The following is a 25843-nucleotide window of genomic DNA, read 5'->3' on the forward strand; positions in this document are numbered from 1 at the left end:
AGTACACCACGCCACGTGCACCCGGGCGAGCGAGTGCCTGCCGGCAGCGGGGCGGCGGATCCCCCGCCCCCGTCCTGCTGGCTTCCCCAGCACCCGCCCAGGTGGCGGGCGTAGACACACCTCCACCGCATCACCACCGAGCTCCCCACCCCGCCCGTTTGGAGGACCCGCCCGTGGCAGCACCCCGTTTCACCGTCGACCCCTGGATGCTGCGGGAGGACCCCGTGGACGTGGACGCCCTGGCGGTCTCCGAGACGGTGCTGTCGCTGCCCAACGGGTTCCTCGGGATCCGGGGCAGTCTCGACGAGGCCAGCCCCAGCTCGAGCCGCGGCACGTTCCTCGCCGGTGTCCACGAGACCCACCCCCTGGCCTACCCGGAGGGTGGCTACGGCCTGCCCGAGGAGGGTCAGGCGATCGTCTCGGCCGCGGACGGCATGTCGATCCGGGTCACCGTCGACGGCGACCCCCTGGACGTGCGCACTGCTGACGTGGAGCACCACTCGCGCACACTCGACCTGCGCGGCGGCACCCTGGACCGGACCCTGCGCTGGCGCTCCCCCGCAGGTGCGCGCCTGGAGCTGACCACCCGGCGCCTGGTGTCCCTGGCACGCAGGTCCGTCGTGGTGATCCGCTGGCAGCTGTGCTGCCTGGAGGGATCCGCACGCATCACGGTGCGCTCGGAGCTCACCGTCGGCGTCGCCCCGCCGGCGATCTCGGCCGACGACCCCCGCGTCGCCGAGGCGCTCGACAAGCCGTTCGAGGCGCTTGCTCTCAAGCGCACGGCTGCGGGTGGCGCCCTCAGCCAGCGCACCTGCCGCACCGGGATCGGGCTGGGGGCAGCGGTCGCCCATGACCTGCATGAGGGATGCCCGGCCACGATCGACACCGTCGTGGAGGACCACTGGTGCCGCGACGAGGACGGGCCGTACATCGCCCTGGCACTGGACGGGACGAAGCAGCGGGTGGACGGGGTGGCTTCGAACATGGGGCACCTGCTGGGCACCGGCCTGCTGGATGCGGAGCAGGAGCGGATCGTGGTGGACCGCCTGGTGGATCCCACCATGTTCACCGGGTACGGGGTGCGCACCCTGTCCTCGGACAACGGTGCGTACTGGCCGCTGCGGTACCACGGTGGCAGTGTGTGGACCCACGACACCGCCTACATCCTGCGCGGGATGCTACGGGCCGGATTCAAGGCCGAGGCCGCCGTGCTGGCGCGGGGCCTGCTGAGGGCGGCGGGTGGCTTCGAGGACCGACTGCCGGAGCTGTTCAGCGGGGAGGACGCCATCACCGCGGTGCGGCCGATGCTGTACCCGGCCTCGTGCCGTCCGCAGGCCTGGGCGGCGGCCAGCGCGGTGCCTGTCGCGCAGGCGCTCGGGGGTCTCTGAGCCCCTGCAGTGCTCAGATGAGAGCTGCTCAGTCCTGCCAGCTGAGCAGGTCCGGCTCCGCCTCACCGCGCAGCACCGCCAGGGCGCGCAGGGTCCGCTGCTCGCCCCAGGGGGAGAGCAGGTGCGCCTGGTCGTCGGCGACGAGCATCCAGTCGTCCAGCTCGGAGCGCTGCAGCACGACCCGCTCCTCCAGCTCCGCCGCGGGGATCACCCCGGCGTCGAACACGAAGTGCACCCCCATCGGCGCGCCTGCCGCGGCCCGGGCCGGCACCCAGTTCACGGCGACCAGCCGCCCCACCTCGACGTCCAGGCCCAGTTCCTCGAGCACCTCGCGGCGCGCGCACTGGCGGGCGTCCTCCCCCGGATCCACGGAGCCGCCAGGCAGCAGCCAGTGGTCGCGGTAGTTGGGCTTCTCGATGAGGAACCGTCCGTGCTCGTCGCGCAGGATCACCGCGCCGGAGGTGATGGTCTTCGGCAGAGTGGCGAAGTAGGCGGGAGAGGGCAGCAGCTTCGGCATGGCTCCATCGTCCCAGAACCCCTCCCCCCTGCCTCGCCGGTCGATCCCGCCTTCCCCCCCCTTCCCGTCACTGTGGCAAGATGTGCGCGCCCGTCCCGAACTCCCCCACCCCGGATCGGAGCATCCATGACCACCGGTTCCGCCGCACCGTCGCCCGGCGCCTCCTCCCCCCGCTCACAGTCGGCCGTCCTCACCCGCGCCGAGCGCCTGGACCGCCTGCCCTTCACCCGCAAGCACGGCAGGATGCTGGGCGCCTCCGGCATCGGCTGGGCGCTGGATGCGATGGACGTCGGCCTCATCTCCTTCGTGATCGCCGCGCTCAGCGTGCACTGGCAGATCACCAAGGCCGACGCCTCCTGGATCGCCTCGGCCGGTTTCGCGGGAATGGCGATCGGCGCCACCCTGGGCGGGCTGCTGGCCGACCGCATCGGCCGGCGCAACGTCTTCTCCCTGACCCTGCTGGTGTACGGGCTGGCCACCGGGGCCTCCGCCCTGGCCGGCGGGGTCGCGGTGCTGATCGCGCTGCGCTTCGTAGTGGGCCTGGGCCTGGGGGCCGAGCTGCCGGTGGCCTCCACCCTGATGAGCGAGTTCGCCCCGGCCCGCATCCGCGGCCGCGTAATCGTGTGGCTGGAGGCTTTCTGGGCACTGGGCTGGATCCTGGCTGCCGTGATCGGCACCTTCGTGGCGGCCGAGGGTGAGAACGGCTGGCGCTGGGCACTGGCGATCGGCATGGTGCCGGCTGCGTACTCGCTGGTGGTGCGGCTGGGGATGCCCGAATCGGTGCGGTTCCTGGAGACCAAGGGCCGTCACCGCGAGGCCGAGCAGATCGTGCGCGGCTTCGAGGAGTCCGCCGGGATCGATGCCCCCGCCAGGACCGACGCAGCCGAGACCCCCGACGCGACGCTCTCCCCCGCCGGGCCGACATCGGCTCCGTCGGACCGCAGCATCGCAGCCACCGACCCAGCCACCGGCACCGCCGCGAGCGCCACCGCCGTCGAGCCCCGCGACAGCATCTGGTCACCGGGCCTGCGGGCCCGCACCGCCGGGCTGTGGACGGTGTGGTTCTGCATCAACCTCTCGTACTACGGGGCGTTCATCTGGATCCCCACCCTGCTGGTGGACCGCGGGTTCGACCTCACCAAGTCCTTCACCTTCACCCTGATCATCACCCTCGCGCAGATCCCCGGGTACGCGGTCGCGGCCTGGCTGATCGAGGTGATCGGCCGCCGCTGGACCCTCACCCTGTTCCTGGCCGGCTCCGCCGTGGCGGCCGGCGCCTACGGCATGGCCGACTCCGAGCCGATGATCATCGCCGCCGGCTGCGCCCTGAGCTTCTTCAACCTGGGCGCCTGGGGTGCGCTGTACGCGATCGGCCCGGAGCTGTACCCCACCGCAGTGCGGGGCACCGGCACCGGGGCAGCCGCAGGGTTCGGCCGCATCGCCTCCCTCATCGCCCCGTTCCTGGTGCCGGTCCTGGTCGCCTCCGGCACCCAGGTGCTGGCCTTCGCCGTGTTCGCGGGGGCCTTCGGCATCGCAGCGGCAGCGGCCTTCACGCTCCCAGAGCAGCAGGGGCGCGCTCTCGAGGAGTGAACGGCGTCCCCCGCTCGTGCCCAGCCCGCGCCCCGTGAGAGGCATGCGCAACCGACACCGACCGTGAGCCCTGTCTCACCCCGGAGTGCTCGTCACCCGCCGACCAGCCCGGCTGCGCCGCCCATCCCGGACAAACCGCCACACACTGCACGGTAACGATTCGATAACCGGGACGTCGGTCGTTTCTGACCACCCCGCGCCTCCAGACTGATCTTGCTTCTTTTCCATCGAATCACCCGGAAACGCGCACAGGTGCGCGTTTCGAGATCTGTCAGGAGCTCCCATGACCACCGCTCGCATCAGCCGCCGCCACGCCCTCGCCGGTGGCGCCGCTGTCACTTCCCTCGCCGCCCTCGCCGCCTGCGGCTCCGACGACTCCGGCTCCGGCGGCTCCGGTTCCGGCGGTTCCGGCTCCGATTCCGGCAGCGGCTCCGGCGAACCCGTCGAGCTCACCTACTAGCATCGCCTGCCCGACGGTGAAGGCATGACCAAGGTCGCCGACATCGTCCAGCGCTGGAACGACGAGAACCCGGACATCCAGGTCAGCACCCAGAAGTTCGACGGCAGCACCCAGGAGTCCTATGCCAAGATCGCCCAGGCCGTCAGCTCCGGCGACGCTCCGGACCTGGCCCAGGTGGGCTACGGCCGAGGTGGACTACGAGACCACCCTCGCGATCTTCACCAACGTCCAGCACTTCGCCTCGATCCACTACGTGATCCAGGAGGACGGCCACATCACCCAGATGGTCCGCACCCAGGACGTGGCCTGGCACGCGGGCAACTGGACGTTCAACGGCTCCTCGATCGGCATCGAGCTGATCGGTGTGGCCGAGGACCCCTCCCACTACACCGACGCCCAGTACCGCGCCACTGGGACGCTGATCCGCTACCTGACCGACCGCTACGACATCCCCCGCGACCGCGACCACATCCTGGCCCACGAGGACCTGCCGGGTGTCAATGCTGCTCGCCAGGCTGCGATGCACTGGGACCCGGGCGCTTACTACGACTACGAGAAGCTGCTGCGCCACGCGGGTGCCGATGACCGCAACGGACCTCTGCGCGAGCGTGACGAGACGGTCACCATCGCCCCCTTGAATATTCGCCTCGCTGGGGTCCGCTGATCGAGGGTTCGGGTGCCACGTCGCTGCCGTAGCGGTGGCGTCGTTCGGGACCACCAGTGGTGTCGTTGGGGCCGCTCTGTCTACGCTCCTTCCGCCGTGTGTATAGGGCACGCGGCGGAAGGAGCAATCTGGAATGGTACGGAAGATCAGGGCGAAGCTGGTGCTCCAGCTGCGCGCAGAAGGTCTGTCGGGGCGAGCGATTTCGTCCTCGCAGGGCATGTCCCGCAAGTCCGTGAGGGCGGTGTTCGAGGCCGCTGACGCTGCAGGGATCGGGTGGGGCGATATCGCGGACGTCGCCGATGAGCAGGTGTATGCCCGGTTGTTCCCGGGCCGGGGCGAGCACGAGAGCGTGTTCGCACAGCCGGACTGGGAACAGGTCCATCGAGAGATGGCCAGGGTCGGCGTGACGCTGAAGCTGTTGCACGGCGAGTACTTCGACGCGACCACGGCGGCTGGGGATCCGGCGATGGGGTATGACCGGTTTTGCCGCACCTACCAGCACCACGTCATGGTCACCGGTGCCGCTTCGAGAGTCGGTCACAAGGCCGGCCAGAGCGTGGAGGTCGACTGGTCCGGCCCCACGATGGAGCTGGCCGATCCGGTCACCGGCGAGGTCTCGAAGGTGTTCTTGTTCGTTGCCTGCCTGCCTTTTTCTCGTTACGCGTTCTGCTTCCCGGCGCTGGATATGCGCCAGGAGTCCTGGCTGCGAGCGCACGTAGCGATGTTCGAGGCGCTGGGCGGGACGGTCCCGAGGATCGTTCCGGACAACCTCAAGACCGGTGTGGTGAAGCACCCCCGCGAGGGCGAGATCGTCCTGAACGATGCGTATCGCGAGATGGCAGCGCATTACTCGGCGGCGGTGCTCCCGGGGAGGGTGCGGAAACCGAAAGACAAGGCGAGCGTGGAGAACACCGTCGCGCACGTCGCGACCTGGGTCATCGCCGGGCTGCGGGATCAGCGATTCACGTCCCTGCCCGAACTTGCAGCCGCCATCGGGCAGCGGATGGAGGCCTATAACGCGGAGCCGTTCCAGAAGCGGCCCGGATCCCGCGCCAGCGTGTTCGACGCGGAGGAGCGGCCGCTGCTGACGCCGCTGCCGGCGGTGCCCTACGAGATCTCGACATGGCACTACGGACGACGAGTGGGCAGGAACGGGCACGTCACGTTCGCGCGGAACTTCTACTCCGCGCCGTTCGCGCACATCGGCGCGAAGGTCGATCTGCGCATCACGGCCCGGACGCTGGAGATCTATCAGGGCAGCCAGCGACTGACCAGTCACCTGCTGCTCCCGGAGACCGCGAGCAATGAGTACCGCACCAACGACGCGGACCTACCTGCGGGCGAGCGTTTCCAGGCCTGGGACGCGCAGAGGGTGCGGGCGTGGGCAGATCGGGTCGGGCCGGCCACGGTGATCGTGATCCAGCGGATCTTCGAGTCCGTGCCGATCGTGGAACAGGGCCTGGATCCCGCGTTGGCGGTGCTACGGCTCTCTCGCCGCTTCTCCGTAGATCGGGTCGAGGCGGCCTGCGCACTCGCGCTGACGGGACGGGTCCGTTCACCGCGCTATGCGCATCTGCACCCGATCTTGGCCACCGGGCAGGACAAGGTCGCCGCCCTGCGTCCACCCCGCGAGGAACCCGCGGAAGACGGCGGATACGTCCGTGGCGCCGACTACTACGCCGGAGGTGTCCGGTGAGCGTGATCGATAACGACACGAAGCGGAAGCTGCGCGAGATGGGCGCGACCGCGCTGCTGGACGCGATCGATGCCCAGGATGAGGCTCACGTGCTGGGGATGTCGTTCCAGGAACGGCTCCAGCTGATCGTGGACGAGGCGCATTCCATCTTCAATCATGGAAAGGTCGAGGGTCTGATCCGCCGGGCGGGGCTGCGTTATCCCGGAGCGGACCTGCGGCGGCTGGATCTGGTCGAGGAACGGGGACTGAACCGGAACGTGATCGCGCAACTGGCAACCTGCTCCTTCATCCAGCGGCAACAGAACGTGGTCTTCCAGGGCTTCACCGGCTCAGGGAAGTCCTACCTCGGCTGCGCGCTGGCGAAGCAGGCCTGCCAGCACCGGCTCCGAGCCCACTACATCCGAATGCCCGACCTCGAAGAGGCCTGGGCCCTGGCAAAGGACAAGCCGCAGGGCCAGACGAAGTTCCTGCGGAAGTACTCCACGTTCTCGCTGCTGGTGATCGACGAGTGGCTGCTGGACCATCCTGACGAGGGAATGCGTTCGATGCTGCTGGAACTGCTCGAGCGCCGCTATGACACCGGCTCGACCGTGTTCTGCACCCAGTACCCGAAGAAGGACTGGCACGCCCGGCTCGGTGGAGCAGTCCACGCCGATGCGATCATGGACCGCATCGTGCACAACACAATCTGGATCGACACCGGCGACAGGAACATGCGAGAACACACCGCACTGCCCCAGTGACCCGATGCCGGCGGGAGCCAGTGGTCCCCACCGCGGCGGCTACTGGCCCCCGTCGGCACGATCGGCGGTCCCCAAGAGCAAGATTCGGTGGCTCCCACGACTACGAATACTCACCCCCTCCTACAAGTCGAACGAACTGGGGTTCACCAGCTGCAATCCCGGTGGCGGGGTGCTGGCTCCGAGGTCCACGGCGGCCGTGATGGTGCGTACCGAGCCTTCCGATGACGCTCCCTTCCTGGAGGACCCGGCGCTCGCTGCTGTGGGCGCCGAGGACGTGGTGGACGTCTGATCCGCCGGGCGTCACGGGGAGCCGTGCGGGCCACGGTGCTCCACACGGCTCCCCGGACCTACGACGCCCCGACGACCTGACACCCCGACCACCCTGGCGCAGTTTCCCCGGCTCCTCGCCATGGCCCTGCCAGGTGGGGCACGTACCGTGGGTGGGGCCAGCCCGCGCCACCCCGGGGCTCCATCGGTATCCCGGGGACTGCGGGGACAGCCACGGAACCGGAGGCCACCATGCACGCGGACCGCATCACCGACTCGATCTGCTACCACGCCGAGGGGCCGTACTGGTCGGACACCTGGGGCGGGCTGCGCTGGGTGGACATGCTGGCCGGCGACATGATGCAGCTGGGACCGGACGGCACCGCGTCCCGGATCCGCACCCCCAGCCCGGTGGTGGCCTGCGTGCGACCGGCCTCCAGCGGCGGCGCGGTGCTCGCGGTCGAGAAGGGCTTCGCCTTCGAGGACCCCGACGGCTCCATCGAGCAGCTGCCCCCGCTGTGGGACGCGGATGTGCGGATGAACGAGGGCGCCGTGGCCCCGGACGGCTCGTTCCTGTGCGGCTCGATGGGCTACGACCAGGCCGACGGAGCCGCTTCCATGTGGCGCCTGATGCCCGACGGCACCACCACCCGCATCCTGGGAGGCCTCACCGTCTCCAACGGCCTGGCGTTCTCGGCCGACGGCACACGCGCCTTCTACGTGGACACCCCCACCGGGCGGGTGGACCTGTTCGATTGGGACGACCAGGAGGGCCTCGTGCAGCGACGCACCTTCGCGGACCTGAACGACCAGGACGGCCACCCCGACGGTCTGTGCCTGGATGCCGAGGGCAACGTGTGGGTGGCCATGAACAGCGGCTCCCAGGTGCTGGGCCTCGACTCCGACGGCGGAGTGGCCGAGAACATCGCGGTGGGTGCCCGCCAGGTGACCGCCTGCACCTTCGGCGGAGCGGACCGCGCGACCCTGTTCATCACCACCAGCCGGGAGAACCTGGAGGACGGCGAGGATCCGAAGGCCGGGTCCCTGTTCGCCGTGCAGCCGGGCGGCGGGGTGCGCGGTGCCGTGGAGGAGCGCCTCTTCGCCGGCTGAGCCGCACTCGTTGGGCAGCTGAGCCGCGCTCGTTGGGCAGCTGAGGCCCGGCCCGTGCTCACGCTGGCGGGCCGCGGTTGCGCCGGTTGGCCCGCGGTACGACGAGGCGGTTACTCGTCGAGGCACGAGAGTTTGTCGCTTCGCGGCCCTCATTCCGACACTTCCTCGTGCCTCGGCCCCTGCCTCGGCCCACCCATCCGGTGCGACGCCCCACACATGCGGACGCGGCGCTATGAAGGTCTCATAGCGCCGCGTCACCATGTCTCGACGGGGTCGACAGCGCGGGGCGGACCCCAGCACCGAGATCAGTCAGCGCGAGGCAGACCCCGCGCTGAGGTCAGGCCTGCAGGGCCTCGACGTCGTCGTCGATCCAGTCGAAGGTGCGCTCCACGGCCTTGTTCCACAGGCGCATGTAGCGCTCGCGGGTCTCGTCGTCCATGGTGGGCTCCCAGCGCTTGTCCTCGTCCCAGTTGTCGATGACATCCTGCTCGCCGTCCCAGTAGCCCACGGCGATGCCGGCCGCGTAGGCGGCACCCAGCGCGGTGGTCTCGATGACCTTGGGGCGCACCACGGGCACACCGAGGATGTCTGAGTATTCGTAGTCGTGGGAGCCACCGAATCTTGCTCTTGGGGACCGCCGATCGTGCCGACGGGGGCCAGTAGCCGCCGCGGTGGGGACCACTGGCTCCCGCCGGCATCGGGTCACTGGGGCAGTGCGGTGTGTTCTCGCATGTTCCTGTCGCCGGTGTCGATCCAGATTGTGTTGTGCACGATGCGGTCCATGATCGCATCGGCGTGGACTGCTCCACCGAGCCGGGCGTGCCAGTCCTTCTTCGGGTACTGGGTGCAGAACACGGTCGAGCCGGTGTCATAGCGGCGCTCGAGCAGTTCCAGCAGCATCGAACGCATTCCCTCGTCAGGATGGTCCAGCAGCCACTCGTCGATCACCAGCAGCGAGAACGTGGAGTACTTCCGCAGGAACTTCGTCTGGCCCTGCGGCTTGTCCTTTGCCAGGGCCCAGGCCTCTTCGAGGTCGGGCATTCGGATGTAGTGGGCTCGGAGCCGGTGCTGGCAGGCCTGCTTCGCCAGCGCGCAGCCGAGGTAGGACTTCCCTGAGCCGGTGAAGCCCTGGAAGACCACGTTCTGTTGCCGCTGGATGAAGGAGCAGGTTGCCAGTTGCGCGATCACGTTCCGGTTCAGTCCCCGTTCCTCGACCAGATCCAGCCGCCGCAGGTCCGCTCCGGGATAACGCAGCCCCGCCCGGCGGATCAGACCCTCGACCTTTCCATGATTGAAGATGGAATGCGCCTCGTCCACGATCAGCTGGAGCCGTTCCTGGAACGACATCCCCAGCACGTGAGCCTCATCCTGGGCATCGATCGCGTCCAGCAGCGCGGTCGCGCCCATCTCGCGCAGCTTCCGCTTCGTGTCGTTATCGATCACGCTCACCGGACACCTCCGGCGTAGTAGTCGGCGCCACGGACGTATCCGCCGTCTTCCGCGGGTTCCTCGCGGGGTGGACGCAGGGCGGCGACCTTGTCCTGCCCGGTGGCCAAGATCGGGTGCAGATGCGCATAGCGCGGTGAACGGACCCGTCCCGTCAGCGCGAGTGCGCAGGCCGCCTCGACCCGATCTACGGAGAAGCGGCGAGAGAGCCGTAGCACCGCCAACGCGGGATCCAGGCCCTGTTCCACGATCGGCACGGACTCGAAGATCCGCTGGATCACGATCACCGTGGCCGGCCCGACCCGATCTGCCCACGCCCGCACCCTCTGCGCGTCCCAGGCCTGGAAACGCTCGCCCGCAGGTAGGTCCGCGTCGTTGGTGCGGTACTCATTGCTCGCGGTCTCCGGGAGCAGCAGGTGACTGGTCAGTCGCTGGCTGCCCTGATAGATCTCCAGCGTCCGGGCCGTGATGCGCAGATCGACCTTCGCGCCGATGTGCGCGAACGGCGCGGAGTAGAAGTTCCGCGCGAACGTGACGTGCCCGTTCCTGCCCACTCGTCGTCCGTAGTGCCATGTCGAGATCTCGTAGGGCACCGCCGGCAGCGGCGTCAGCAGCGGCCGCTCCTCCGCGTCGAACACGCTGGCGCGGGATCCGGGCCGCTTCTGGAACGGCTCCGCGTTATAGGCCTCCATCCGCTGCCCGATGGCGGCTGCAAGTTCGGGCAGGGACGTGAATCGCTGATCCCGCAGCCCGGCGATGACCCAGGTCGCGACGTGCGCGACGGTGTTCTCCACGCTCGCCTTGTCTTTCGGTTTCCGCACCCTCCCCGGGAGCACCGCCGCCGAGTAATGCGCTGCCATCTCGCGATACGCATCGTTCAGGACGATCTCGCCCTCGCGGGGGTGCTTCACCACACCGGTCTTGAGGTTGTCCGGAACGATCCTCGGGACCGTCCCGCCCAGCGCCTCGAACATCGCTACGTGCGCTCGCAGCCAGGACTCCTGGCGCATATCCAGCGCCGGGAAGCAGAACGCGTAACGAGAAAAAGGCAGGCAGGCAACGAACAAGAACACCTTCGAGACCTCGCCGGTGACCGGATCGGCCAGCTCCATCGTGGGGCCGGACCAGTCGACCTCCACGCTCTGGCCGGCCTTGTGACCGACTCTCGAAGCGGCACCGGTGACCATGACGTGGTGCTGGTAGGTGCGGCAAAACCGGTCATACCCCATCGCCGGATCCCCAGCCGCCGTGGTCGCGTCGAAGTACTCGCCGTGCAACAGCTTCAGCGTCACGCCGACCCTGGCCATCTCTCGATGGACCTGTTCCCAGTCCGGCTGTGCGAACACGCTCTCGTGCTCGCCCCGGCCCGGGAACAACCGGGCATACACCTGCTCATCGGCGACGTCCGCGATATCGCCCCACCCGATCCCTGCAGCGTCAGCGGCCTCGAACACCGCCCTCACGGACTTGCGGGACATGCCCTGCGAGGACGAAATCGCTCGCCCCGACAGACCTTCTGCGCGCAGCTGGAGCACCAGCTTCGCCCTGATCTTCCGTACCATTCCAGATTGCTCCTTCCGCCGCGTGCCCTATACACACGGCGGAAGGAGCGTAGACAGAGCGGCCCCAACGACACCACTGGTGGTCCCGAACGACGCCACCGCTACGGCAGCGACGTGGCACCCGAACCCTCGATCAGCGGACCCCAGCGAGGCGAATATTCAGATGTCGGCCTGGAACTGCATCAGCAGCTCGTTCTTGACCATGCCGCCGTCCACCTTGAGCTCGGTGAGATCCACGCCGGAGTCGGCGTTCATCGCATCGAGCACCTCACGGGACTGGAAGGCGGTGGCCTCCAGGGCCGCACGGGCGATGTGACCCTTGTTGTGGAAACGGGTCAGGCCCACGATGGCGCCGCGGGCGTCGGCCTTCCAGTGCGGGGCGAACAGGCCCGAGAACGCGGGGACCACGAAGCAGCCGCCGTTGTCGTCGACCTGCTCGGCGAGCTTCTCGATCTCCGGGGCGTCCTTGATCAGGCCCAGGTTGTCGCGCACCCACTGCACCAGCGAGCCGGTCACCGCGATGGAGCCCTCCAGGGCGTAGATCGGCTTGTTGTCGCCGATCTTGTAGCACACGGTGGTCAACAGGCCGTTCTCGCTGCGCACCAACTCCTCACCGGTGTTGATCAGCATGAAGTTGCCGGTGCCGTAGGTGTTCTTGGCCATGCCCACCTCGAAGCAGGCCTGGCCGAAGGTGGCGGCGTGCTGGTCGCCGAGGATGCCGGCGATCGGGGTGTCGATGAGCAGGCCCTGCTTGCGACCGTAACCGTAGATCTCGGAGGAGGACTTGATCTCCGGGAGCATGGACAGCGGGATGCTCATGTCCTTGGCGATGTCCTCGTTCCAGTCGAGGGTGTCGATGTTCATCAGCATGGTGCGGGAGGCGTTGGTGACGTCGGTGACGTGCACGCCGCCGTTCACACCGCCGGTCATGTTCCACACCAGCCAAGAGTCGGTGTTGCCGAACATTAGGTCACCGGCCTCGGCCTTCTCGCGGGCACCCTCGACGTTGTCCAGGATCCACTTGACCTTGGGACCGGAGAAGTACGTGGCCAGGGGCAGGCCCACGCGCTCCTTGTACTTGTCGGCGCCCTCGTCGCCCGCGAGCTCGTCGCAGATCTTGGCGGTGCGGGTGTCCTGCCAGACGATTGCGTTGTAGACGGGCTCGCCGGTGTTCTTGTCCCACACCACCGCGGTCTCGCGCTGGTTGGTGATGCCCACGGCTGCCAGCTGGTGGCGGTTGATCTCGGCACCGACGAGGGCATCACCGACCACCCTTCGGGTGTTCCGCCAGATCTCCATGGGGTCGTGCTCGACCCAGCCGGACTTCGGGAAGATCTGCTCGTGCTCCTGCTGGCCGGTGGAGATGATCTGGCCGTCGTGGTCGAACACGATGGCGCGGGTGGAGGTGGTGCCCTGGTCGATGGCCAGGATGTACATGGTCTCGTCGTTCATCGGGTCTCCTTCGATGATGATCTCGAGCGGTGGTGATGGTGCGCCCGTCGACGGGGCCCGTCGTCGGGTGGTTCGGGGATGGGGCGCATCGCGGCGCGCCCCGGGGATGTGGAGCGGGGGCCGCCCGGGAAGGACGGCCCCCGCACAGGTCAGGCGAGGATCTTCGCGACGAGGCCCGCGAGGATGCCGCCGATGATCGGGCCCACGATCGGGACCCACGAGTAGCCCCAGTCGGAGCTGCCCTTGTGGGGGATCGGGAGGACGGCGTGCGCCAGGCGGGGGCCCAGGTCACGCGCAGGGTTGATGGCGTAGCCGGTCGGGCCGCCCAGGGAGGCGCCGATGGACACCACCAGCATGGCCGCAGCCAGCGGGCCCAGGCCCGAGGGGGTGGCACCGAACATGATGATCACGAGCACCAGCACGAAGGTGGCGATGACTTCCGTGACGAAGTTCCAGCCGTAGTTGCGGATCTCCGGGCCGGTGGAGAACACGCCGAGGATCTTGCCCGGGTCCTCCTCCACGTCGAAGTGGTTCTTGTAGGACAGCCACACCAGGATGGCGCCGATGAAGGCGCCGATCAGCTGGGCCAGCAGGTAGGCCAGCACGTTGGGGATGGTGCCGGGGATGGCCGCCAGGCCCGCCTCGGCGTTGCCCGGGAACATGTCCGAGCCGTTGGCCAGCAGGCCCAGGGTGACGGCTGGGTTCAGGTGCGCGCCGGTCTTGTAGGCCACGTAGACACCGGCGAACACACCGAGGCCCCAGCCGAAGTTGATCATCAGCCAGCCGCCGCCGAAGCCTTTGGTCTTGGCCAGGATGTTGTTGGCGACCACGCCGCCACCGAGAAGCAGCAGCATCGCGGTGCCGGCGATCTCGTACAGGAAGATCGTTCCGATCGCTTCCATAGGTTCTCCTCATCGAGTCCTGTGCCGCGTCGGTGCGGCACGGGGTCCACACAGAGTAGGTGCTCGTGCGGGGATTGTCATGGTGCCCAGGCCGGTCGGCCTGAGCGGGGGCCCACCGGATCGGCGGGTTTGTCGGCCCCCGCGGGGTGGCGGGGACCGGGTCCTGGGGGAGAAGCCGAGCGGGGTGGGGCCGCAGGCCCGCGAAAAGGACAGTTCCGCGCACGGAACGGTCCCTCGAGCGGGGCCGTGCAACCCCCGGTGGGGGCGCTCGACGTCAGGGGAGGACAGGCACCTCCGGGGCCCGGGAGACGGCCTGGGCCGCTTCGTCGTCGCTGTGGGTGGCCTCGCCCTCGAGGCGGGCCGCGATGAAGGCGCGGTAGGTGTCGACTTCGGTGCGGGTGCGGTCCTCGTCCCAGCCCAGCTCCGGGCCGACAATCGCGGCGATCTCCTCGGCGGCCGCCGCTCCGCGGTCGCGCACCTCGTAGTCCAGGCGCAGGCGGCGGGTGATCACGTCGGCCAGGTGCACCACACCCTCGGCACGGGCGGCGTACAGCACCTCGGCGCGCAGGTAGCGGGCGGCGTGCTCGAGGGGCTCGACCAGCGAGGGGTCCTCGTCGATCAGGGCCAGCACCTCGGTGAGCAGGGAGCCGTAGCGGAACAGCAGGCGGTCGGTGCGCAGCTCGTCGAAGCCGTGCTTCGCGGCGATCTGCTGCTTGTCGCGCACCAGTTCCTGATAGCCCTGGGCGCCGATGATCGGCACCGTGCGGGTGAGGCTGGGGCGGCCCGGGAAGGTGTCCTTGATGGCGAAGTCCACCACGTCCTCGGCCATCACCCGGTAGGTGGTGTACTTGCCGCCGGCGATCGCTGACAGGCCAGGTTCCACGGCCATCACGGTGTGCTCGCGGGACACCTTGGAGGAGGAGCCCTCGGACTTGCGGATCGGCTGCAGCAGCGGGCGCAGCCCGGCGTAGACGCCGATGACGTCCTCGCGGGTGAGGTCCTCGGAGAGCACGGCGTTGGCGTGCTCGAGCACATAGTGGATGTCGTCGCTGGTGGCGGCCACCAGATCGGGGTCGTGCTCCCAGGGGGTGTCGGTGGTGCCGATGACCCAGTACTCGTCCCAGGGGATCAGGAACAGCACCGACTTCTCGGTCTTGGTGATCACGCCGGTGTCAGGGGCGGCGGGGATGCGGTCGCGGGCCACGGTGATGTGGATGCCCTTGGAGGCCAGCACCTGCAGGCCCTTGTCGGCCCCGGCCAGCTCCTGCTGCTCCTGGGTCCACACACCGCCAGCGAGGATGGTCTCGCGGGCATGGATCTCGAACTCCTCACCGGTGATCTCGTCGCGCACGCGCACGCCGAACACGCGCTCGCCCTCGCGGAGGTAGCCGATCACGGTGGTGTAGTTGGCCACGGCAGCCTCGTACTGGGCGGCGGAGCGGACCAGCATCATCACGAAACGGGCGTCGTCCACCTGCGCGTCGTAGTACTCCAGGGCGCCCACGATCTTCTCGCCGTCCAGCCCCGGGAAGTGCTTGAGCATCTTGTCGTGCATGAGGTGGCGGTGCATGGGCACGGCGCGCTTGCGGCCGATCATCTGCATCGCGTCGTACAGCATCACGCCGGATCCGATGAAGGCGCGGTCGAACACCTTCTTGAAGAAGGGGAACACGAAGCTGATCGGCTTCACCAGGTGCGGGGCGGTGCGCTGGATCAGCAGGTCGCGCTCGCGCAAGGCCTCGGCCACCAGTTTGAAGTCGAGCATCTCGAGGTAGCGCAGGCCGCCGTGCATCAGCTTGGAGGAGCGTGAGGAGGTGCCGGAGGCCCAGTCCTTGGCCTCGACCAGCCCCACGGAGAGGCCGCGCGTGGCGGCGTCGAACGCAGCGCCGGCGCCGTTGACGCCTCCGCCCACCACCAGCACGTCCAAGGGGTTGTCGGCCGTCGCGCCGCGGAGCTGGTCCAGGTGCTCCTGGCGGGAGGCGGGGGTGAGTGCTGCACGCGTCTGAGACGGCACGGGAACGCTCCTTCGCGATCGATCTCGGGGCCGACGGCGACTCCGCCGGGACTTAAGACCCAGGATGACGCTTCCGTGCGGCCACCGGCAAGCCGTGTGCACGAACGTGCAACACTGTGAGCATGGTCCAGGCTTCCCGCCAGCAGAGCGCCTTCGAGGCTGCACGGATGTACTACGACGAGGGTCAGACGATGGATGCCATCGCCTCCACCTTCGGCATCTCCCGCTCCACGGTCTCGCGCCTGCTGCGCGACGCCCGGGAGCAGGGCATTGTGCGAATCACCCTGCGGCCGCCCGGGGTGCGGCGCCTGGCGGACCTTCGCTCGGCCATCGCCCAGCGGTACGGGGTGCGCACGCACGTGGTCCCCACCAGGCCCGACAGCTCCGAGCGGGAGCGGCTGCGGGCGGTGGCGACCGATGCCGCCGGGGTGGTCGAGGACCTGCTGCAGCCCGATCAGGTGGTGGGCATCGCCTGGGGCACCACAGTCACAGCGGTGGTGGAGCAGCTGACCCCGCGCCCGGTGCTGGGCGCGCAGATCGTGCAGCTGAACGGGGCGGTCAACACCGAAGGCTCGGGCCTGGCGAACGTGTTCACGGTGCTGGACCGGGCGGCCTCCCGCTGGGCCGCGACCGTGCACCCCTTCCCCGTGCCCGCGTTCTTCGACTACCCCTCCACCCGCGAGGCCATGTGGCGGGAGCGCTCGGTGCTGCGGGTGCTCGAGATGCAGCGCCGCTGCCGCCTGGCCGTGTTCGGGGTAGGCGCCTTCGACTCCGAGGTGCCCAGCCAGGTCCACGCCTCCGGGTACCTCGCCGAGGAGGACCTGGCCCAGCTGCGCAGCGACGGCGCGGTGGGCGATGTGTGCACCGTGTTCCTGCGTGCCGACGGCAGCTGGCGCGACGTACGCATGAACACACGCAGCTCCGGCCCCAGCCCTGCGGCCCTCGCCTCGATCCCCCGCCGGGTGCTGGTGGCCTCCGGCGCCCGCAAGGCGGTGCCCCTGCGGGCGGCGCTGCGGGCCGACTGCGCGACCGACCTGGTGCTGGACGAGGCCACCGCCGCGCGGCTGCTGTCCCTGGACTGAGGCCCCAGGGCCGCGCGGCCGCAGGCCACAGGGCACAGGCCCCAGGCCCCAGGCCCCAGGCCGACGCAAACTCATCGAGAGCGACGTTATGAACAGTTGGAGGCAACTGAACTGTTCACAACGTCGATCTCGATCTGCTCCTTTGCGCTATGAGCAGCAGGATCCCGGGCTTTTGTCAGACAGTTGCGGGTGCCGCAACCACCCGGATCCGCTCACACACCACCGGCATGTCCGGAGCGAAGCCGCGGGGGTCCTCGCTGTGGGTGCGCCAGAACGCCTCGTGCACATGCCGCCAGTACTCGAGCGACCGGTCCCCCTCCCCCTCGGCGTGGGCATGGGCTGGGCCGACCTGGTCGAAGGGCACCACCTGCACGTCGGTGGTCTCGAGCACCGCACGGGACCGGCCGGAGCCGTCCAGCACGATCGCGACCTCTCCCACCTGCGGGAGCGGATCGCCTGCAGCTTCGTAGTCCCACAGGGAGGATGCGGTCGCGGTCTTGGTGCCCTCCAGCACCAGGGCCAGCAGCTCGTCGGCCTGCGCGGGAGTGGCGCCGAAGGCCCACGCCTCGGGGCGCTCGACGGGGAGGTCAGGCTGGTCAGCTCGCACTGCGGCCCAGAAGGCGTCGAGCCTGGCCGGGTCGGGAGAGCCAGTCATCATCGGGCCCGGGGCATCCAGCGGGGCCGGGGCATCCAGCGGGCCCAGGGCATCCGGCGGCTCCGGTGGAGCAGCGCTCATCCCTCGACGTCCGAGAGGTCCAGGCGCTCGGCGTGGGTGTACACGTTCATGCGGCCGTCGCCGTCGTCGAAGGCGCGGGTGAAGCCCACCAGGGTCATCCCCACCTCCTCGGCGGTGTCGATCGCCAGGGAGCTCGCTGCGGAGACGCAGGCCAGCAGCGGGATGCCCGCCATGAACGCCTTCTGGGCGATCTCGAAGCTGGCACGGGAGGAGACCAGCAGGAAGCAGTCCGTCAGTGGTAGGCGTTCCTCGAGCAGGGCCCAGCCGATCACCTTGTCCACCGCGTTGTGGCGGCCCACGTCCTCCCGCACCGCCAGGACTTCGCCGTCGGCGCGCACCAGGGCGGCGGCGTGCACTCCCCCGGTTCGGGCGAACACGGCCTGGTCGTCGGTGAGGTTACGAGCGGCGTCGAGGATGGCGCGGGGGTCCACCGACCAGTCCTCGGCGAGCGCGTAGCGGCCCTTCTGACGCACCGCGTCGATGCTCTCGGAGCCGCACACCCCGCAGGCCGAGGTGGTGGTGAAGCGCTTGGAGATCACCGGCAGCAGCTGCGGGCGGGCGGTGGTGAAGTCCATGACGTTGTAGGTGTTCTGCGCGAAGCCGGTGCCGTCGTCCACCACTGCGCCGTCGCAGTAGCGGGCCTCGGCGATGTCCTCGCGGGACTTGATCAGGCCCTCACCATGGAGGAAGCCGTGGATCAGCTCCACGTCGTTGCCGGGGGTGCGCATGGTCAGCGAGAGCTGCTGGCCGTTCAGGCGAATGTCCAGCGGTTCCTCGACGGCCACGTGGTCGCCCTTGCGGCCGGCGTACAGCCGGCCATCACGCACCCGTACGGTGCGGATTCGCTTCGTCTCGGTCACCCTGCCCATGGGTCGAGCCTAGTGCGGGAAGGAACGGGGTGTCGCGGCCAGCGCAGCCCATTGTGCCCAGAGTGGCCCGTTGTCCCCAGCCCGGCCCGTTGTCCCCAGCGACCCCAGCCGTTGTGCCCGGCGGCCCCGGCCCGTACGGTGCTGGGTGGCTCGACCGACTCGTAACGGGAGGCACCCATGTACCGCACCCTGATCTGGCCCCTGATCATCCTCGCCATCATCCCGGTGCTGGCGTGGGCCATGTTCGAGCGCACCGGCTGGGGCTACGTCGCAGCGCTGACGGTGGTGGGGCTGATGCTTGCCTCGCTCGCCTTCACGCAGGACCGTCTGGACCAGGCCACACTGCGCACCGCAGTCGTGGTGACCATCGTGCTCAGCATCGCCGGGACGTTGTACACCGGCGTCGCGTTCGGCGACCCGCTGCTGGCCGTGCCGTTCCTGGCGTCCCTGGGCGGGGCAGTGGCGATCTCCCGCGCTGCGGCCAAGGACTCCGCGGAGCGATCCCGCCGCTGAGTGCCGGCGGCTGAGCATCGGCGGCCGAGTCCCGACGGCTGAGCCCCACGGCCGACAACCTGGCCGACGCTCCCCTGAATACGACGAATGCACTGATCCCCCGCGATTCTTCGCAGGGGATCAGTGCATTCGCTCTGCCGACTCCGAGGAGCCGATGGTCATCGCCGAATCGGAACCCCGGGAGGACAGACGGCCGTGCAGTGTCAGTTCTTGACGACGGCGCCGGCCAGGAGGTTCAGGGACTCCTCGAGCTTCTCCTTGGGGACGGCCGGGAAGCCGACCTCCTTGGCGAGCTTCTCGTCGACCTTGGACCAGTCGTAGGTCAGGGAGACCTCTGTGGTGTCGGCGTCGACGGGCTTGAGCTCATAGAGCCACTCCCAGCCCTCGGGCTCGTCCTTGCTCTGCTCCTGCGCGGGCTGCCAGCCGATCATCTTGTTCTCGTCGAAGGCGGTCACGTGGTTGTGCATCACGTAGTCTCCGCCCATCATCTCGGCGTGCATGTTCATCACGAACTTCTCGCCGCTCTTGGTGACGCGCTCGGTGTTCTCGGCGTTGCGCACCATGCCCGAGCCGTCGAACTCGTGGTGACGGGCCGGGAGGGTGAGCACCTCGAAGATGTCCTTCGCAGGGGCGTCGATGGTGCGGGTCACGGTGATGGAGGTCTGGTTCTGGTTCATGCCGCCACCATGCCCCACGAGTCTGGATCTGTCACTCAGGCGGCCCTGGAAAGCCCTCAGACCAGGCCCTTCTCCACCAACCAGTCGGTGGCGATGGTGGCGGAGTTGGCCTGCTCCTCGACACTGCGCTGGTTCATGGCCACCAGGTCGTCGGCCGTGAGCTGTTCGATCACCGTGCCGATGGCGGCGGCGGCCGCCTCGTCCACCTTCTCGGTGACCAGGGGGACCACGTTCTGCGGGAGGATCATCGACTCCGGGTCCTCCAGCACCACCAGGTCGTTGGCGGCGATGGCGGGGTCGGCGGTGTAGATGTCGGCCAGCTGCACGTCGCCGCTGGTGAGGGCCTGCACGGTGAGGGGGCCGCCGGAGTCCTCTACAGGCACCACCGTGACGTCAACCCCGTAGATGCTCTTGGCACCCTCGGGCCCGTAGGGGCGCACCTCGAACTCGCTGTTCGCGGCGATCTTCAGATCGGCGATGCCGGCGAGGTCCGCGATGGTGGTCAGGGAGTGCTCCTGCGCGAAGGCGGCGGTGGTGGTGTAGGAGTCCTGGTCGGAGGCCTCGGCGAAGTCGAGCACGCGCAGGGAGTCCGGCAGGGCCTCCCCGAGGGCCGACCGGATCTCCTCCGGCGATGCGCTGGGGGCGTCGGGCTGGTAGTGCTGCAGCAGGTTGCCCAGGTACTCGGGCAGCACGTCCAGGGAGCCGTTCTCCAGTTCGGGAACATAGACCTCGCGCTGGCCGATCTGGAACTGCCGCTCCACGGTGTAGCCGCCGGCCTCGAGCACCTGGGCGAACAGCTCGGCGATGATCTCGTTGGAGTAGTAGGCCTGGGAGCCGACCACCAGGGTGCCGCCGGCGCCGCCCGCCGCACCACCGCCGTCGGAGCCGCCGTTGCCGCTGCCTCCGTCACCGCCCTGCGGGGAGTCCCCCTCGAAGGGATCGGAGCTGGAGCAGGCGGCCGCGCCCACGGCGACACCCCCGGCACCGAGCAGTCCCAACAGTGTGCGTCGCGTGCTGCGGGTGGTCATGGCGTGCTCCTTCAGGTCAGGGGTCGAGGACGCCGAGAGGGGATGCGAACGGCAACGGCAGGTCGCGTCCTGTCAGCGGACACTCACAGCGTACGTACCCGGGCTGGGTCCGCGCTCGATGCGCAGAGGCAGGAGGGGTCTCCACCCAGGCCGCCGCGTCGGACCGCTCGGTCACGCCGCGCTGAGCCCCCGCGGTGCGGTGACGCGCTGCAGGAGCAGCAGCATCAGGTCCAGCACCAGCGCCAGGGCGATCACCAGCAGGGAGCCGGCGATCATCTGCGGGTAGTCCTGGGACCCGAGCCCCAGGAAGATGTAGCGCCCCAATCCCCCGTTGCCCACGTAGGCGGCGAGCATGGCGGTGGCGATCACCTGCACGGTCGCGCCTCGCACCCCGCCGATCAGCAGCGGCAGCCCCAGCGGCAGCTCGACCCGGGTGAGGATCTGCCACTCGGTCATGCCCTGGGCGCGAGCGGCGTCCACGGTGGCGGGGTTCACGGCTTCGATCGCGGAGTAGGCGCCCGCCAGCAGGGACGGCACCGCCAGGATCACGAAGGCGAGCAGGGGCGCGGTGAGCCCGATGCCCATCATCAGGGCGAACAGGGTGACCAGGCCCAGGGTGGGCAGAGCACGGGCAGCGCCGGCGGCGGCCACGGCGATCGCCTTGCCGCGACCGGTGTGGCCCACCAGCAGACCCAGGGGGATCGCGATCAGCGCGGCCACCGCGACACCGAGGGCGGTGTACCCGAGGTGCTCGAGAAGCCGCATGGGGATTCCGGAGGGTCCGCTCCAGCGCGCGGGATCCTGCAGCCACTGCAGGGCCTGGCCGAGGGGGCTCTCGTTCATGCGGTCACCTCCGGTCGGGCCACGGGGGCCGGTCCGTCGGTGGGGCCCGTCTGCCCGCTCGTTCCGCTGGACCGGGGCCGACGGGCCAGACCCTCCCGACGGGTGCGACCGTCCCGACGGGTGCGACCGTCCCGACGGGTCCGGTTTCCCTGTCGGATCCATGGCATCAGCGCCCGACCGACCAGCACCAGCAGGCCGTCCAGCAGCAGGGCCAGCACGGCGGTGAGGATCACGCCGGTGAGGATCTCCGCCTGGATGCCGCGGCGGAAGCCGTCGATGAACAGCATCCCGAGGCTGGACACACCGAGCACTCCACCCACGGTGACCAGGGAGACGGTGGAGACGGCCACCACCCGCAGCCCGGCCAGCAGTACGGGCCCGGCCAGTGGCAGCTCCACGCCGAAGAACCGGGCCATCGGGGCGTATCCCTGGGCGGTGGCGGAGCGCAGCACATCACGGTCCACGGAGCGGAACGCATCGGAGGCTGCCGGGACCATCAGCGCCAGGCCGTACAGGGTGAGCGCGATGACGATGTTCAGGGGGCTGCGGAAACCCGTGCCGAGCAGGCCGGGCAGCAGCACGAACAGTGGCAGCGAGGGGATCGCGTACATCACGCCGGAGGTGGTGGTGACCCCGGCGCGCAGCCAGCCGCGGGAGTTGGCGAGCTTGGCCAGCGGCAACGACAGCACGAAGGCCAGCAGGATCGGCGGCAGGGCCTGGGCCAGGTGCGCGCCGGTGGAGGACGCGATCAGGTCGAGGTTGTTCGAGATCCAGTTCATGGCCGCATCTCCCCGCGCACGCCGGCGGGGCCCTCGAGCACGTCGGCGGGGCCCTCGAGCACCCCTGCGGCGCGGCCGTCGGCATCCACCACCACCTGGCGGCCGTCCACCTGCTCGAGATGCAGGCTGCGGGCCCCGCGCTCGGCACCGACGAAGCTGGCCACGAAGTCGTCGGCCGGGGCGGCGAGGATCTCCTGCGGGGTGCCGACCTGGGCGACCACGCCGCCGGGCCGCAGGATCACCACCCGGTCGCCCACCAGGAAGGCCTCGTCGATGTCGTGGGTGACGAACACGATGGTCTTGCGCAGGTCCCGCTGCAGGCGCAGCAGTTCCTGCTGGAGGTCGGCACGGACGATGGGGTCCACCGCCCCGAAGGGCTCGTCCATCAGCAGGATGTTCGGGTCTGCCGCGAGGGCGCGGGCCACCCCCACCCGCTGCTGCTGTCCGCCGGAGAGCTGGGCGGGGTACCGGGAGGCGAGCTTCTGGTCCAGGCCCACCAGCTCCAACAGCTCGGCGGCCCGGGAGCGGGCCTCACGGCGGGGGGTTCCCCGCAGCACGGGGACGGTGGTGACGTTGTCCAACACGGTGCGGTGGGGCAGCAGGCCGGAGGCCTGCATGACGTACCCGATGCTGCGGCGCAGCTGCACCGGGTCCAGGTGCGCCACGTCGTCGCCGTCGATCAGCACCCGCCCGGAGGTGGGGTCCACCATGCGGTTGATCATCCGCATCAGGGTGGTCTTGCCGGAGCCGGAGGTCCCCACCAGCACCACGGACTCATGGGAGGCGACCTCCAGGCTGAAGTCCTCCACGGCGACGGTGCCGCCGGGGTACTCCTTGCGGACGTTCTCGAATCCGATCACCGGGTGCTCCAGACGAGATGGGGGCGGGGGCGCCCGTGGAGGCGCGGGTTCACTGTACGAGAACCGCTCCGGGGTGTCGGGTCGGGCAGTCTGCCGATCGGTCGGGCTGCCCCATCGTCGGCGTGCTGGCTGACGCCGGCCAGCGGTCCTATGTGGGCCTGCGCCCGCACGCCGGCCGCGGGCCGGTGCGACCCTGCGGCACGCTCAGGCGGAGATCGTCGCACTCAGGCCGGGATCGGCACGATCGACGGATGCACCACGGCGCTGAGAGTGCGGCGGTCCACCACCAGCGCGTCCCCCTGGGACAGCTCGAGGTAGTCGGGCTGCGGGATGCCGGAGGAGGCCACGATCACCCGATCCGGATCCACCCGGTAGCGCAGGGAGTAGTTGTCGGGATCGTGGTGGGGCTTAGCCTGGGCGGGATCGGACTGCTGGTACGCGATCAACTGGTCCGGGGTCATGTACAGGCAGTTCAGGGCCTCGGGCACCCGGGTGCCGAACCGCAGGCACAGCGAGGTGATCTCGGAGGCGGCCAGCTGGATGGCAGTGGCAGGGTCCTCGGTGCGGGCGTGCAGCTCGATCAGGGAGAAGAACAGCTCGGAGTCGGTGGTGCCCTCGGGGGTGCGGCCGCCGCGGGACAGGATCTCCTCGCGCAGTCCCTCGGAGAGGTCGAACTGGCCGTTGTGGGCGAACACCACGTCGCCCTCGCGGAACGGGTGGGTGTTGGTGATCTGCAGGGGCAGGCCGGGGCTGGCCTTGCGCAGGTGCACCAGCATCATGGGGCCGTGGGCGGCGGCGAGGGCCTCCCGGTAGGCGGCGGACTCGCGGGCCACGTCCAGCTGGCGCAGGATCTGCGGGGCGGGGCGGTGGCCGCCGTCGGCCGATTCGAACCAGGCCACGCCCCAGCCGTCGCGATGGATCTCGGACAGTTCGGTGAAGGGTTCGATCTCCTCGCGCACCGCCTGGTCCAGGGCGATGGGTTCGCGGGAGACGACGCCGAGCAGACGGCACATGGGAACGACCAGCTTTCCGACGGGGGTTCGGGGTGTGGTGTGGGGGCGGGAGGGGAGACCCGGCGGGGGCTCCGGAACGACGGCCGACAGGTGGACGGATCCGGCTCAGCTGCTGGCGGCGCGGGCCTTCATACGGGCGTCCAGCATCAGCGCCACGCGGGTGAGCAGGAAGTTGATGGCGATGTAGATGACCGAGACCACCACGTAGGTCTGCACCAGGTAGCGGGTGATGGAGACCATCGTCTTGCCCTGGAACTGCAGCTCGTTGTAGCTGACCACGAAGCCCAGGGTGGAGTCCTTCAGCAGCGACACCAGCGCCAGGATCAGGCTGGGCAGCACCAGGCGCACCGCCTGCGGGAGGATCACGCTGAACATGGTGTCGAAGCCGCTCAGCCCGATGGCGGCGGCGGCCTCACGCTGCCCCTTGTCCACGGCCCTGATACCGGCGCGGAACACCTCGGCGGTGGTGGCGGAGGAGACCAGGATCATCGGGATCACCAGCATCCAGAACCGCGGCACGTTCACCCCGTAGGCCGGCAGGGCCAGCAGGAACGCGTACACCACCAGCAGCATCGGGATGCCGCGGAAGAACTCGATCCACACTGCCACCAGGTGGCTGAGCCCGGGGATCTGCGCGTGCCGACCAAGTGCCAGCACCAGTCCCAGGGGGAAGGCGACCACGGCGGCCATGCCGGTGGCCTTCAGGGTGCCCATCAGGCCCTGACCGAGGAAGGCCAGGTAGTCGGCACGCAGGTACACGACCCAGCGGCCCGGGTCGAGCTGGCCGTTCTTGGCGAACTGCCACAGGCCCAGGGCGATCAGGCCCGCGATCACCAGCACGCTGAGGATCGAGAGGATCAGGATCCGACGGCGGCCCTTCGGGCCCGGGGCGTCGAACAGGACCTGGGTGGCGGTGTTGCTCTTCGCGCTCATGCCTGGGCCCCCGCGGTCACGTCGAGCTCCCGGTCGGGGCTGCGGCGGCGGGTGTCGGCCGGGGAGGCGAACCTCTCGAGCACACCGCCCACGTAGGCACCGCCGAGCGACAGCGCCAGGTACACGGCGCCAGCCACCAGGAACATGGCCACAGCCTGGGCGTACTGGATATTCAGGCGCTGGGTGACGCCGGTGATCTCCATGACCGCGATCGCGGAGCACAGGGAGGAGCCGATCACGGTGCCGATGAACACGTTCACCAGCGGCTGGATCATGGTGCGGAAGGCCTGCGGCAGCACCACGTGGCGCAGGGTCCCGAAGAACCCCAGGCCGATGGAGCGGGCGGCCTCCGCGTGGCCGATGGGCACGGTGTTGATGCCGGAGCGCACGTTCTCGCACACGAAGGCGGCGGAGGACAGGGTCAGGCCCAGCACGCCGCACCAGAAGTACGGCAGGGTCAGGCCCACGTCGGGAAGGCCGAAGGCGATCAGGATCAGCAGGCTCAGCAGCGGGATGTTGCGGAATATTTCCACGTACACGGTGGCGGCCCAGCGCAGGGGCGGGATGGGGCTCACCCGGCCCACGGCCAGCGCGGTGCCCACGATCAGGGCGAAGAGGTAGCCCAGGAACGTGAGCGCGATGGTGGTCCCGATGCCCTGCAGCAGCAGGGGGATGTTCTCGCTGATGGCTTGCATGGTG

25 protein-coding genes and 2 pseudogenes are annotated in these 25843 nt (G+C 69.4%); 10 read left to right on the forward strand and 17 right to left on the reverse strand.

Annotation, left to right across the window (positions count from 1 at the left end):
- The first annotated feature begins 173 nt into the window (after positions 1-173).
- Complete coding sequence (locus JOD52_RS17295) at positions 174-1388, forward strand: MGH1-like glycoside hydrolase domain-containing protein (RefSeq protein WP_338124114.1); 1215 nt, start codon at positions 174-176, stop codon at positions 1386-1388.
- Between the two features lie 28 nt (positions 1389-1416).
- On the opposite strand, the gene JOD52_RS15020 is transcribed toward JOD52_RS17295, so the two are convergent.
- Positions 1417-1905, reverse strand: coding sequence for an NUDIX domain-containing protein (locus tag JOD52_RS15020; RefSeq protein ID WP_204410873.1), 489 nt, complete (start codon positions 1903-1905; stop codon positions 1417-1419).
- 126 nt (positions 1906-2031) lie between these two features.
- Between JOD52_RS15020 and JOD52_RS15025 the strand changes: the two genes are divergently transcribed.
- The 7 genes from JOD52_RS15025 (at position 2032) to JOD52_RS15055 (ending at position 8435) form a co-directional block, all read left to right on the forward strand.
- Positions 2032-3495 carry an MFS transporter gene (locus JOD52_RS15025; RefSeq protein ID WP_017823044.1) on the forward strand — a complete coding sequence of 488 codons (1464 nt, stop codon included), beginning with the start codon at positions 2032-2034 and terminating at the stop codon, positions 3493-3495.
- 283 nt (positions 3496-3778) lie between these two features.
- Positions 3779-3955 carry a twin-arginine translocation signal domain-containing protein gene (locus tag JOD52_RS15030; RefSeq protein WP_204410875.1) on the forward strand — a complete coding sequence of 59 codons (177 nt, stop codon included), beginning with the start codon at positions 3779-3781 and terminating at the stop codon, positions 3953-3955.
- 190 nt (positions 3956-4145) lie between these two features.
- Positions 4146-4619 carry an N-acetylmuramoyl-L-alanine amidase gene (locus JOD52_RS15035; protein WP_204410877.1) on the forward strand — a complete coding sequence of 158 codons (474 nt, stop codon included), beginning with the start codon at positions 4146-4148 and terminating at the stop codon, positions 4617-4619.
- A 133-nt stretch (positions 4620-4752) separates the two neighbouring features.
- Positions 4753-6315, forward strand: a complete 1563-nt coding sequence (istA, locus tag JOD52_RS15040; protein ID WP_204408388.1) for an IS21 family transposase — start codon at positions 4753-4755, stop codon at positions 6313-6315.
- Positions 6312-7058, forward strand: coding sequence for an ATP-binding protein (locus JOD52_RS15045; RefSeq protein ID WP_338124028.1), 747 nt, complete (start codon positions 6312-6314; stop codon positions 7056-7058). The genes istA (JOD52_RS15040) and JOD52_RS15045 overlap by 4 nt, the downstream gene beginning before the upstream one ends.
- Positions 7059-7062: 4 nt before the next feature.
- A complete protein-coding gene (locus tag JOD52_RS15050; protein ID WP_204410878.1) occupies positions 7063-7347 on the forward strand; it encodes a hypothetical protein in 285 nt (94 codons plus the stop codon).
- Between the two features lie 230 nt (positions 7348-7577).
- On the forward strand, positions 7578-8435 hold the full coding sequence (locus tag JOD52_RS15055; RefSeq protein WP_017823041.1) for an SMP-30/gluconolactonase/LRE family protein: 858 nt from the start codon (positions 7578-7580) through the stop codon (positions 8433-8435).
- A gap of 337 nt (positions 8436-8772) precedes the next feature.
- Here the strand turns inward: JOD52_RS15055 and JOD52_RS15060 are convergent.
- From JOD52_RS15060 to JOD52_RS15085, 6 genes and pseudogenes are all read right to left on the reverse strand, one after another.
- A pseudogene (locus tag JOD52_RS15060) lies at positions 8773-9027 on the reverse strand (glycerol kinase); the annotation flags it as partial.
- A gap of 110 nt (positions 9028-9137) precedes the next feature.
- A complete protein-coding gene (locus JOD52_RS15065; RefSeq protein WP_338124028.1) occupies positions 9138-9884 on the reverse strand; it encodes an ATP-binding protein in 747 nt (248 codons plus the stop codon).
- Positions 9881-11443, reverse strand: a complete 1563-nt coding sequence (gene istA, locus JOD52_RS15070; RefSeq protein WP_204408388.1) for an IS21 family transposase — start codon at positions 11441-11443, stop codon at positions 9881-9883. The genes JOD52_RS15065 and istA (JOD52_RS15070) overlap by 4 nt, the downstream gene beginning before the upstream one ends.
- Positions 11444-11605: 162 nt before the next feature.
- Positions 11606-12895: pseudogene (gene glpK / locus JOD52_RS15075) on the reverse strand (glycerol kinase GlpK); the annotation flags it as partial.
- Positions 12896-13044: 149 nt separating this feature from the next.
- Entirely contained in the window at positions 13045-13797 is a 753-nt protein-coding gene (locus JOD52_RS15080) for an MIP/aquaporin family protein (RefSeq protein ID WP_239551924.1), read from the reverse strand.
- Between the two features lie 274 nt (positions 13798-14071).
- Complete coding sequence (locus JOD52_RS15085) at positions 14072-15811, reverse strand: FAD-dependent oxidoreductase (RefSeq protein ID WP_204410880.1); 1740 nt, start codon at positions 15809-15811, stop codon at positions 14072-14074.
- A gap of 122 nt (positions 15812-15933) precedes the next feature.
- Here JOD52_RS15085 and JOD52_RS15090 point away from each other — a divergent pair, with 122 nt between their 5' ends.
- Entirely contained in the window at positions 15934-16893 is a 960-nt protein-coding gene (locus tag JOD52_RS15090; protein ID WP_017823037.1) for a sugar-binding transcriptional regulator, read from the forward strand.
- A gap of 175 nt (positions 16894-17068) precedes the next feature.
- On the opposite strand, the gene JOD52_RS15095 is transcribed toward JOD52_RS15090, so the two are convergent.
- Positions 17069-17629 (reverse strand): ASCH domain-containing protein, encoded by a 561-nt coding sequence (locus tag JOD52_RS15095; RefSeq protein ID WP_239551925.1) that lies wholly within the window; start codon positions 17627-17629, stop codon positions 17069-17071.
- A complete protein-coding gene (fdhD, locus tag JOD52_RS15100; protein WP_204410882.1) occupies positions 17626-18498 on the reverse strand; it encodes a formate dehydrogenase accessory sulfurtransferase FdhD in 873 nt (290 codons plus the stop codon). The genes JOD52_RS15095 and fdhD overlap by 4 nt, the downstream gene beginning before the upstream one ends.
- A 177-nt stretch (positions 18499-18675) precedes the next feature.
- Here fdhD and JOD52_RS15105 point away from each other — a divergent pair, with 177 nt between their 5' ends.
- Complete coding sequence (locus tag JOD52_RS15105) at positions 18676-19011, forward strand: hypothetical protein (RefSeq protein ID WP_204410884.1); 336 nt, start codon at positions 18676-18678, stop codon at positions 19009-19011.
- Between the two features lie 203 nt (positions 19012-19214).
- Here the strand turns inward: JOD52_RS15105 and JOD52_RS15110 are convergent, their stop codons facing one another.
- From JOD52_RS15110 to JOD52_RS15145, 8 genes are all read right to left on the reverse strand, one after another.
- Entirely contained in the window at positions 19215-19688 is a 474-nt protein-coding gene (locus JOD52_RS15110; RefSeq protein WP_204410886.1) for an SRPBCC family protein, read from the reverse strand.
- Between the two features lie 56 nt (positions 19689-19744).
- Positions 19745-20716, reverse strand: coding sequence for an ABC transporter substrate-binding protein (locus tag JOD52_RS15115; protein WP_204410888.1), 972 nt, complete (start codon positions 20714-20716; stop codon positions 19745-19747).
- A 171-nt stretch (positions 20717-20887) separates the two neighbouring features.
- A complete protein-coding gene (locus JOD52_RS15120) occupies positions 20888-21559 on the reverse strand; it encodes an ABC transporter permease (RefSeq protein ID WP_204410890.1) in 672 nt (223 codons plus the stop codon).
- Positions 21556-22338, reverse strand: coding sequence for an ABC transporter permease (locus JOD52_RS15125; protein ID WP_204410892.1), 783 nt, complete (start codon positions 22336-22338; stop codon positions 21556-21558). Before JOD52_RS15125 ends, JOD52_RS15120 begins: the two co-directional genes overlap by 4 nt.
- Positions 22335-23198 carry a betaine/proline/choline family ABC transporter ATP-binding protein gene (locus tag JOD52_RS15130; RefSeq protein ID WP_204410894.1) on the reverse strand — a complete coding sequence of 288 codons (864 nt, stop codon included), beginning with the start codon at positions 23196-23198 and terminating at the stop codon, positions 22335-22337. The genes JOD52_RS15125 and JOD52_RS15130 overlap by 4 nt, the downstream gene beginning before the upstream one ends.
- A gap of 224 nt (positions 23199-23422) precedes the next feature.
- Positions 23423-24211 carry a class II glutamine amidotransferase gene (locus tag JOD52_RS15135; RefSeq protein ID WP_204410896.1) on the reverse strand — a complete coding sequence of 263 codons (789 nt, stop codon included), beginning with the start codon at positions 24209-24211 and terminating at the stop codon, positions 23423-23425.
- A 105-nt stretch (positions 24212-24316) separates the two neighbouring features.
- Positions 24317-25144: an amino acid ABC transporter permease gene (locus JOD52_RS15140; protein ID WP_204410898.1), complete on the reverse strand. Its 828-nt coding sequence runs from the start codon at positions 25142-25144 to the stop codon at positions 24317-24319.
- Positions 25141-25839 carry an amino acid ABC transporter permease gene (locus tag JOD52_RS15145; RefSeq protein ID WP_204410900.1) on the reverse strand — a complete coding sequence of 233 codons (699 nt, stop codon included), beginning with the start codon at positions 25837-25839 and terminating at the stop codon, positions 25141-25143. The genes JOD52_RS15140 and JOD52_RS15145 overlap by 4 nt, the downstream gene beginning before the upstream one ends.
- Positions 25840-25843 lie beyond the last annotated feature (4 nt).

This window comes from Brachybacterium muris (genome assembly GCF_016907455.1).
Lineage (GTDB): Bacteria > Actinomycetota > Actinomycetes > Actinomycetales > Dermabacteraceae > Brachybacterium > Brachybacterium muris.

What these genes read in the sequence shown, in the direction of transcription:
- JOD52_RS15095 (WP_239551925.1), bottom strand. Translation starts at nt 17,629, where the DNA reads ATGAGCGCTGCTCCACCGGAGCCGCCGGATGCCCTGGGCCCGCTGGAT.
- JOD52_RS15125 (WP_204410892.1), bottom strand. Translation starts at nt 22,338, where the DNA reads ATGAACTGGATCTCGAACAACCTCGACCTGATCGCGTCCTCCACCGGC.
- JOD52_RS15105 (WP_204410884.1), top strand. Translation starts at nt 18,676, where the DNA reads ATGTACCGCACCCTGATCTGGCCCCTGATCATCCTCGCCATCATCCCG.
- istA (WP_204408388.1), bottom strand. Translation starts at nt 11,443, where the DNA reads ATGGTACGGAAGATCAGGGCGAAGCTGGTGCTCCAGCTGCGCGCAGAA.
- JOD52_RS15120 (WP_204410890.1), bottom strand. Translation starts at nt 21,559, where the DNA reads ATGAACGAGAGCCCCCTCGGCCAGGCCCTGCAGTGGCTGCAGGATCCC.
- JOD52_RS15030 (WP_204410875.1), top strand. Translation starts at nt 3,779, where the DNA reads ATGACCACCGCTCGCATCAGCCGCCGCCACGCCCTCGCCGGTGGCGCC.
- JOD52_RS15145 (WP_204410900.1), bottom strand. Translation starts at nt 25,839, where the DNA reads ATGCAAGCCATCAGCGAGAACATCCCCCTGCTGCTGCAGGGCATCGGG.
- JOD52_RS15025 (WP_017823044.1), top strand. Translation starts at nt 2,032, where the DNA reads ATGACCACCGGTTCCGCCGCACCGTCGCCCGGCGCCTCCTCCCCCCGC.
- JOD52_RS15090 (WP_017823037.1), top strand. Translation starts at nt 15,934, where the DNA reads ATGGTCCAGGCTTCCCGCCAGCAGAGCGCCTTCGAGGCTGCACGGATG.
- JOD52_RS15020 (WP_204410873.1), bottom strand. Translation starts at nt 1,905, where the DNA reads ATGCCGAAGCTGCTGCCCTCTCCCGCCTACTTCGCCACTCTGCCGAAG.
- JOD52_RS15135 (WP_204410896.1), bottom strand. Translation starts at nt 24,211, where the DNA reads ATGTGCCGTCTGCTCGGCGTCGTCTCCCGCGAACCCATCGCCCTGGAC.
- JOD52_RS15110 (WP_204410886.1), bottom strand. Translation starts at nt 19,688, where the DNA reads ATGAACCAGAACCAGACCTCCATCACCGTGACCCGCACCATCGACGCC.
- JOD52_RS15115 (WP_204410888.1), bottom strand. Translation starts at nt 20,716, where the DNA reads ATGACCACCCGCAGCACGCGACGCACACTGTTGGGACTGCTCGGTGCC.
- istA (WP_204408388.1), top strand. Translation starts at nt 4,753, where the DNA reads ATGGTACGGAAGATCAGGGCGAAGCTGGTGCTCCAGCTGCGCGCAGAA.
- fdhD (WP_204410882.1), bottom strand. Translation starts at nt 18,498, where the DNA reads ATGGGCAGGGTGACCGAGACGAAGCGAATCCGCACCGTACGGGTGCGT.
- JOD52_RS15140 (WP_204410898.1), bottom strand. Translation starts at nt 25,144, where the DNA reads ATGAGCGCGAAGAGCAACACCGCCACCCAGGTCCTGTTCGACGCCCCG.
- JOD52_RS15055 (WP_017823041.1), top strand. Translation starts at nt 7,578, where the DNA reads ATGCACGCGGACCGCATCACCGACTCGATCTGCTACCACGCCGAGGGG.
- JOD52_RS15050 (WP_204410878.1), top strand. Translation starts at nt 7,063, where the DNA reads ATGCCGGCGGGAGCCAGTGGTCCCCACCGCGGCGGCTACTGGCCCCCG.
- JOD52_RS15080 (WP_239551924.1), bottom strand. Translation starts at nt 13,797, where the DNA reads ATGGAAGCGATCGGAACGATCTTCCTGTACGAGATCGCCGGCACCGCG.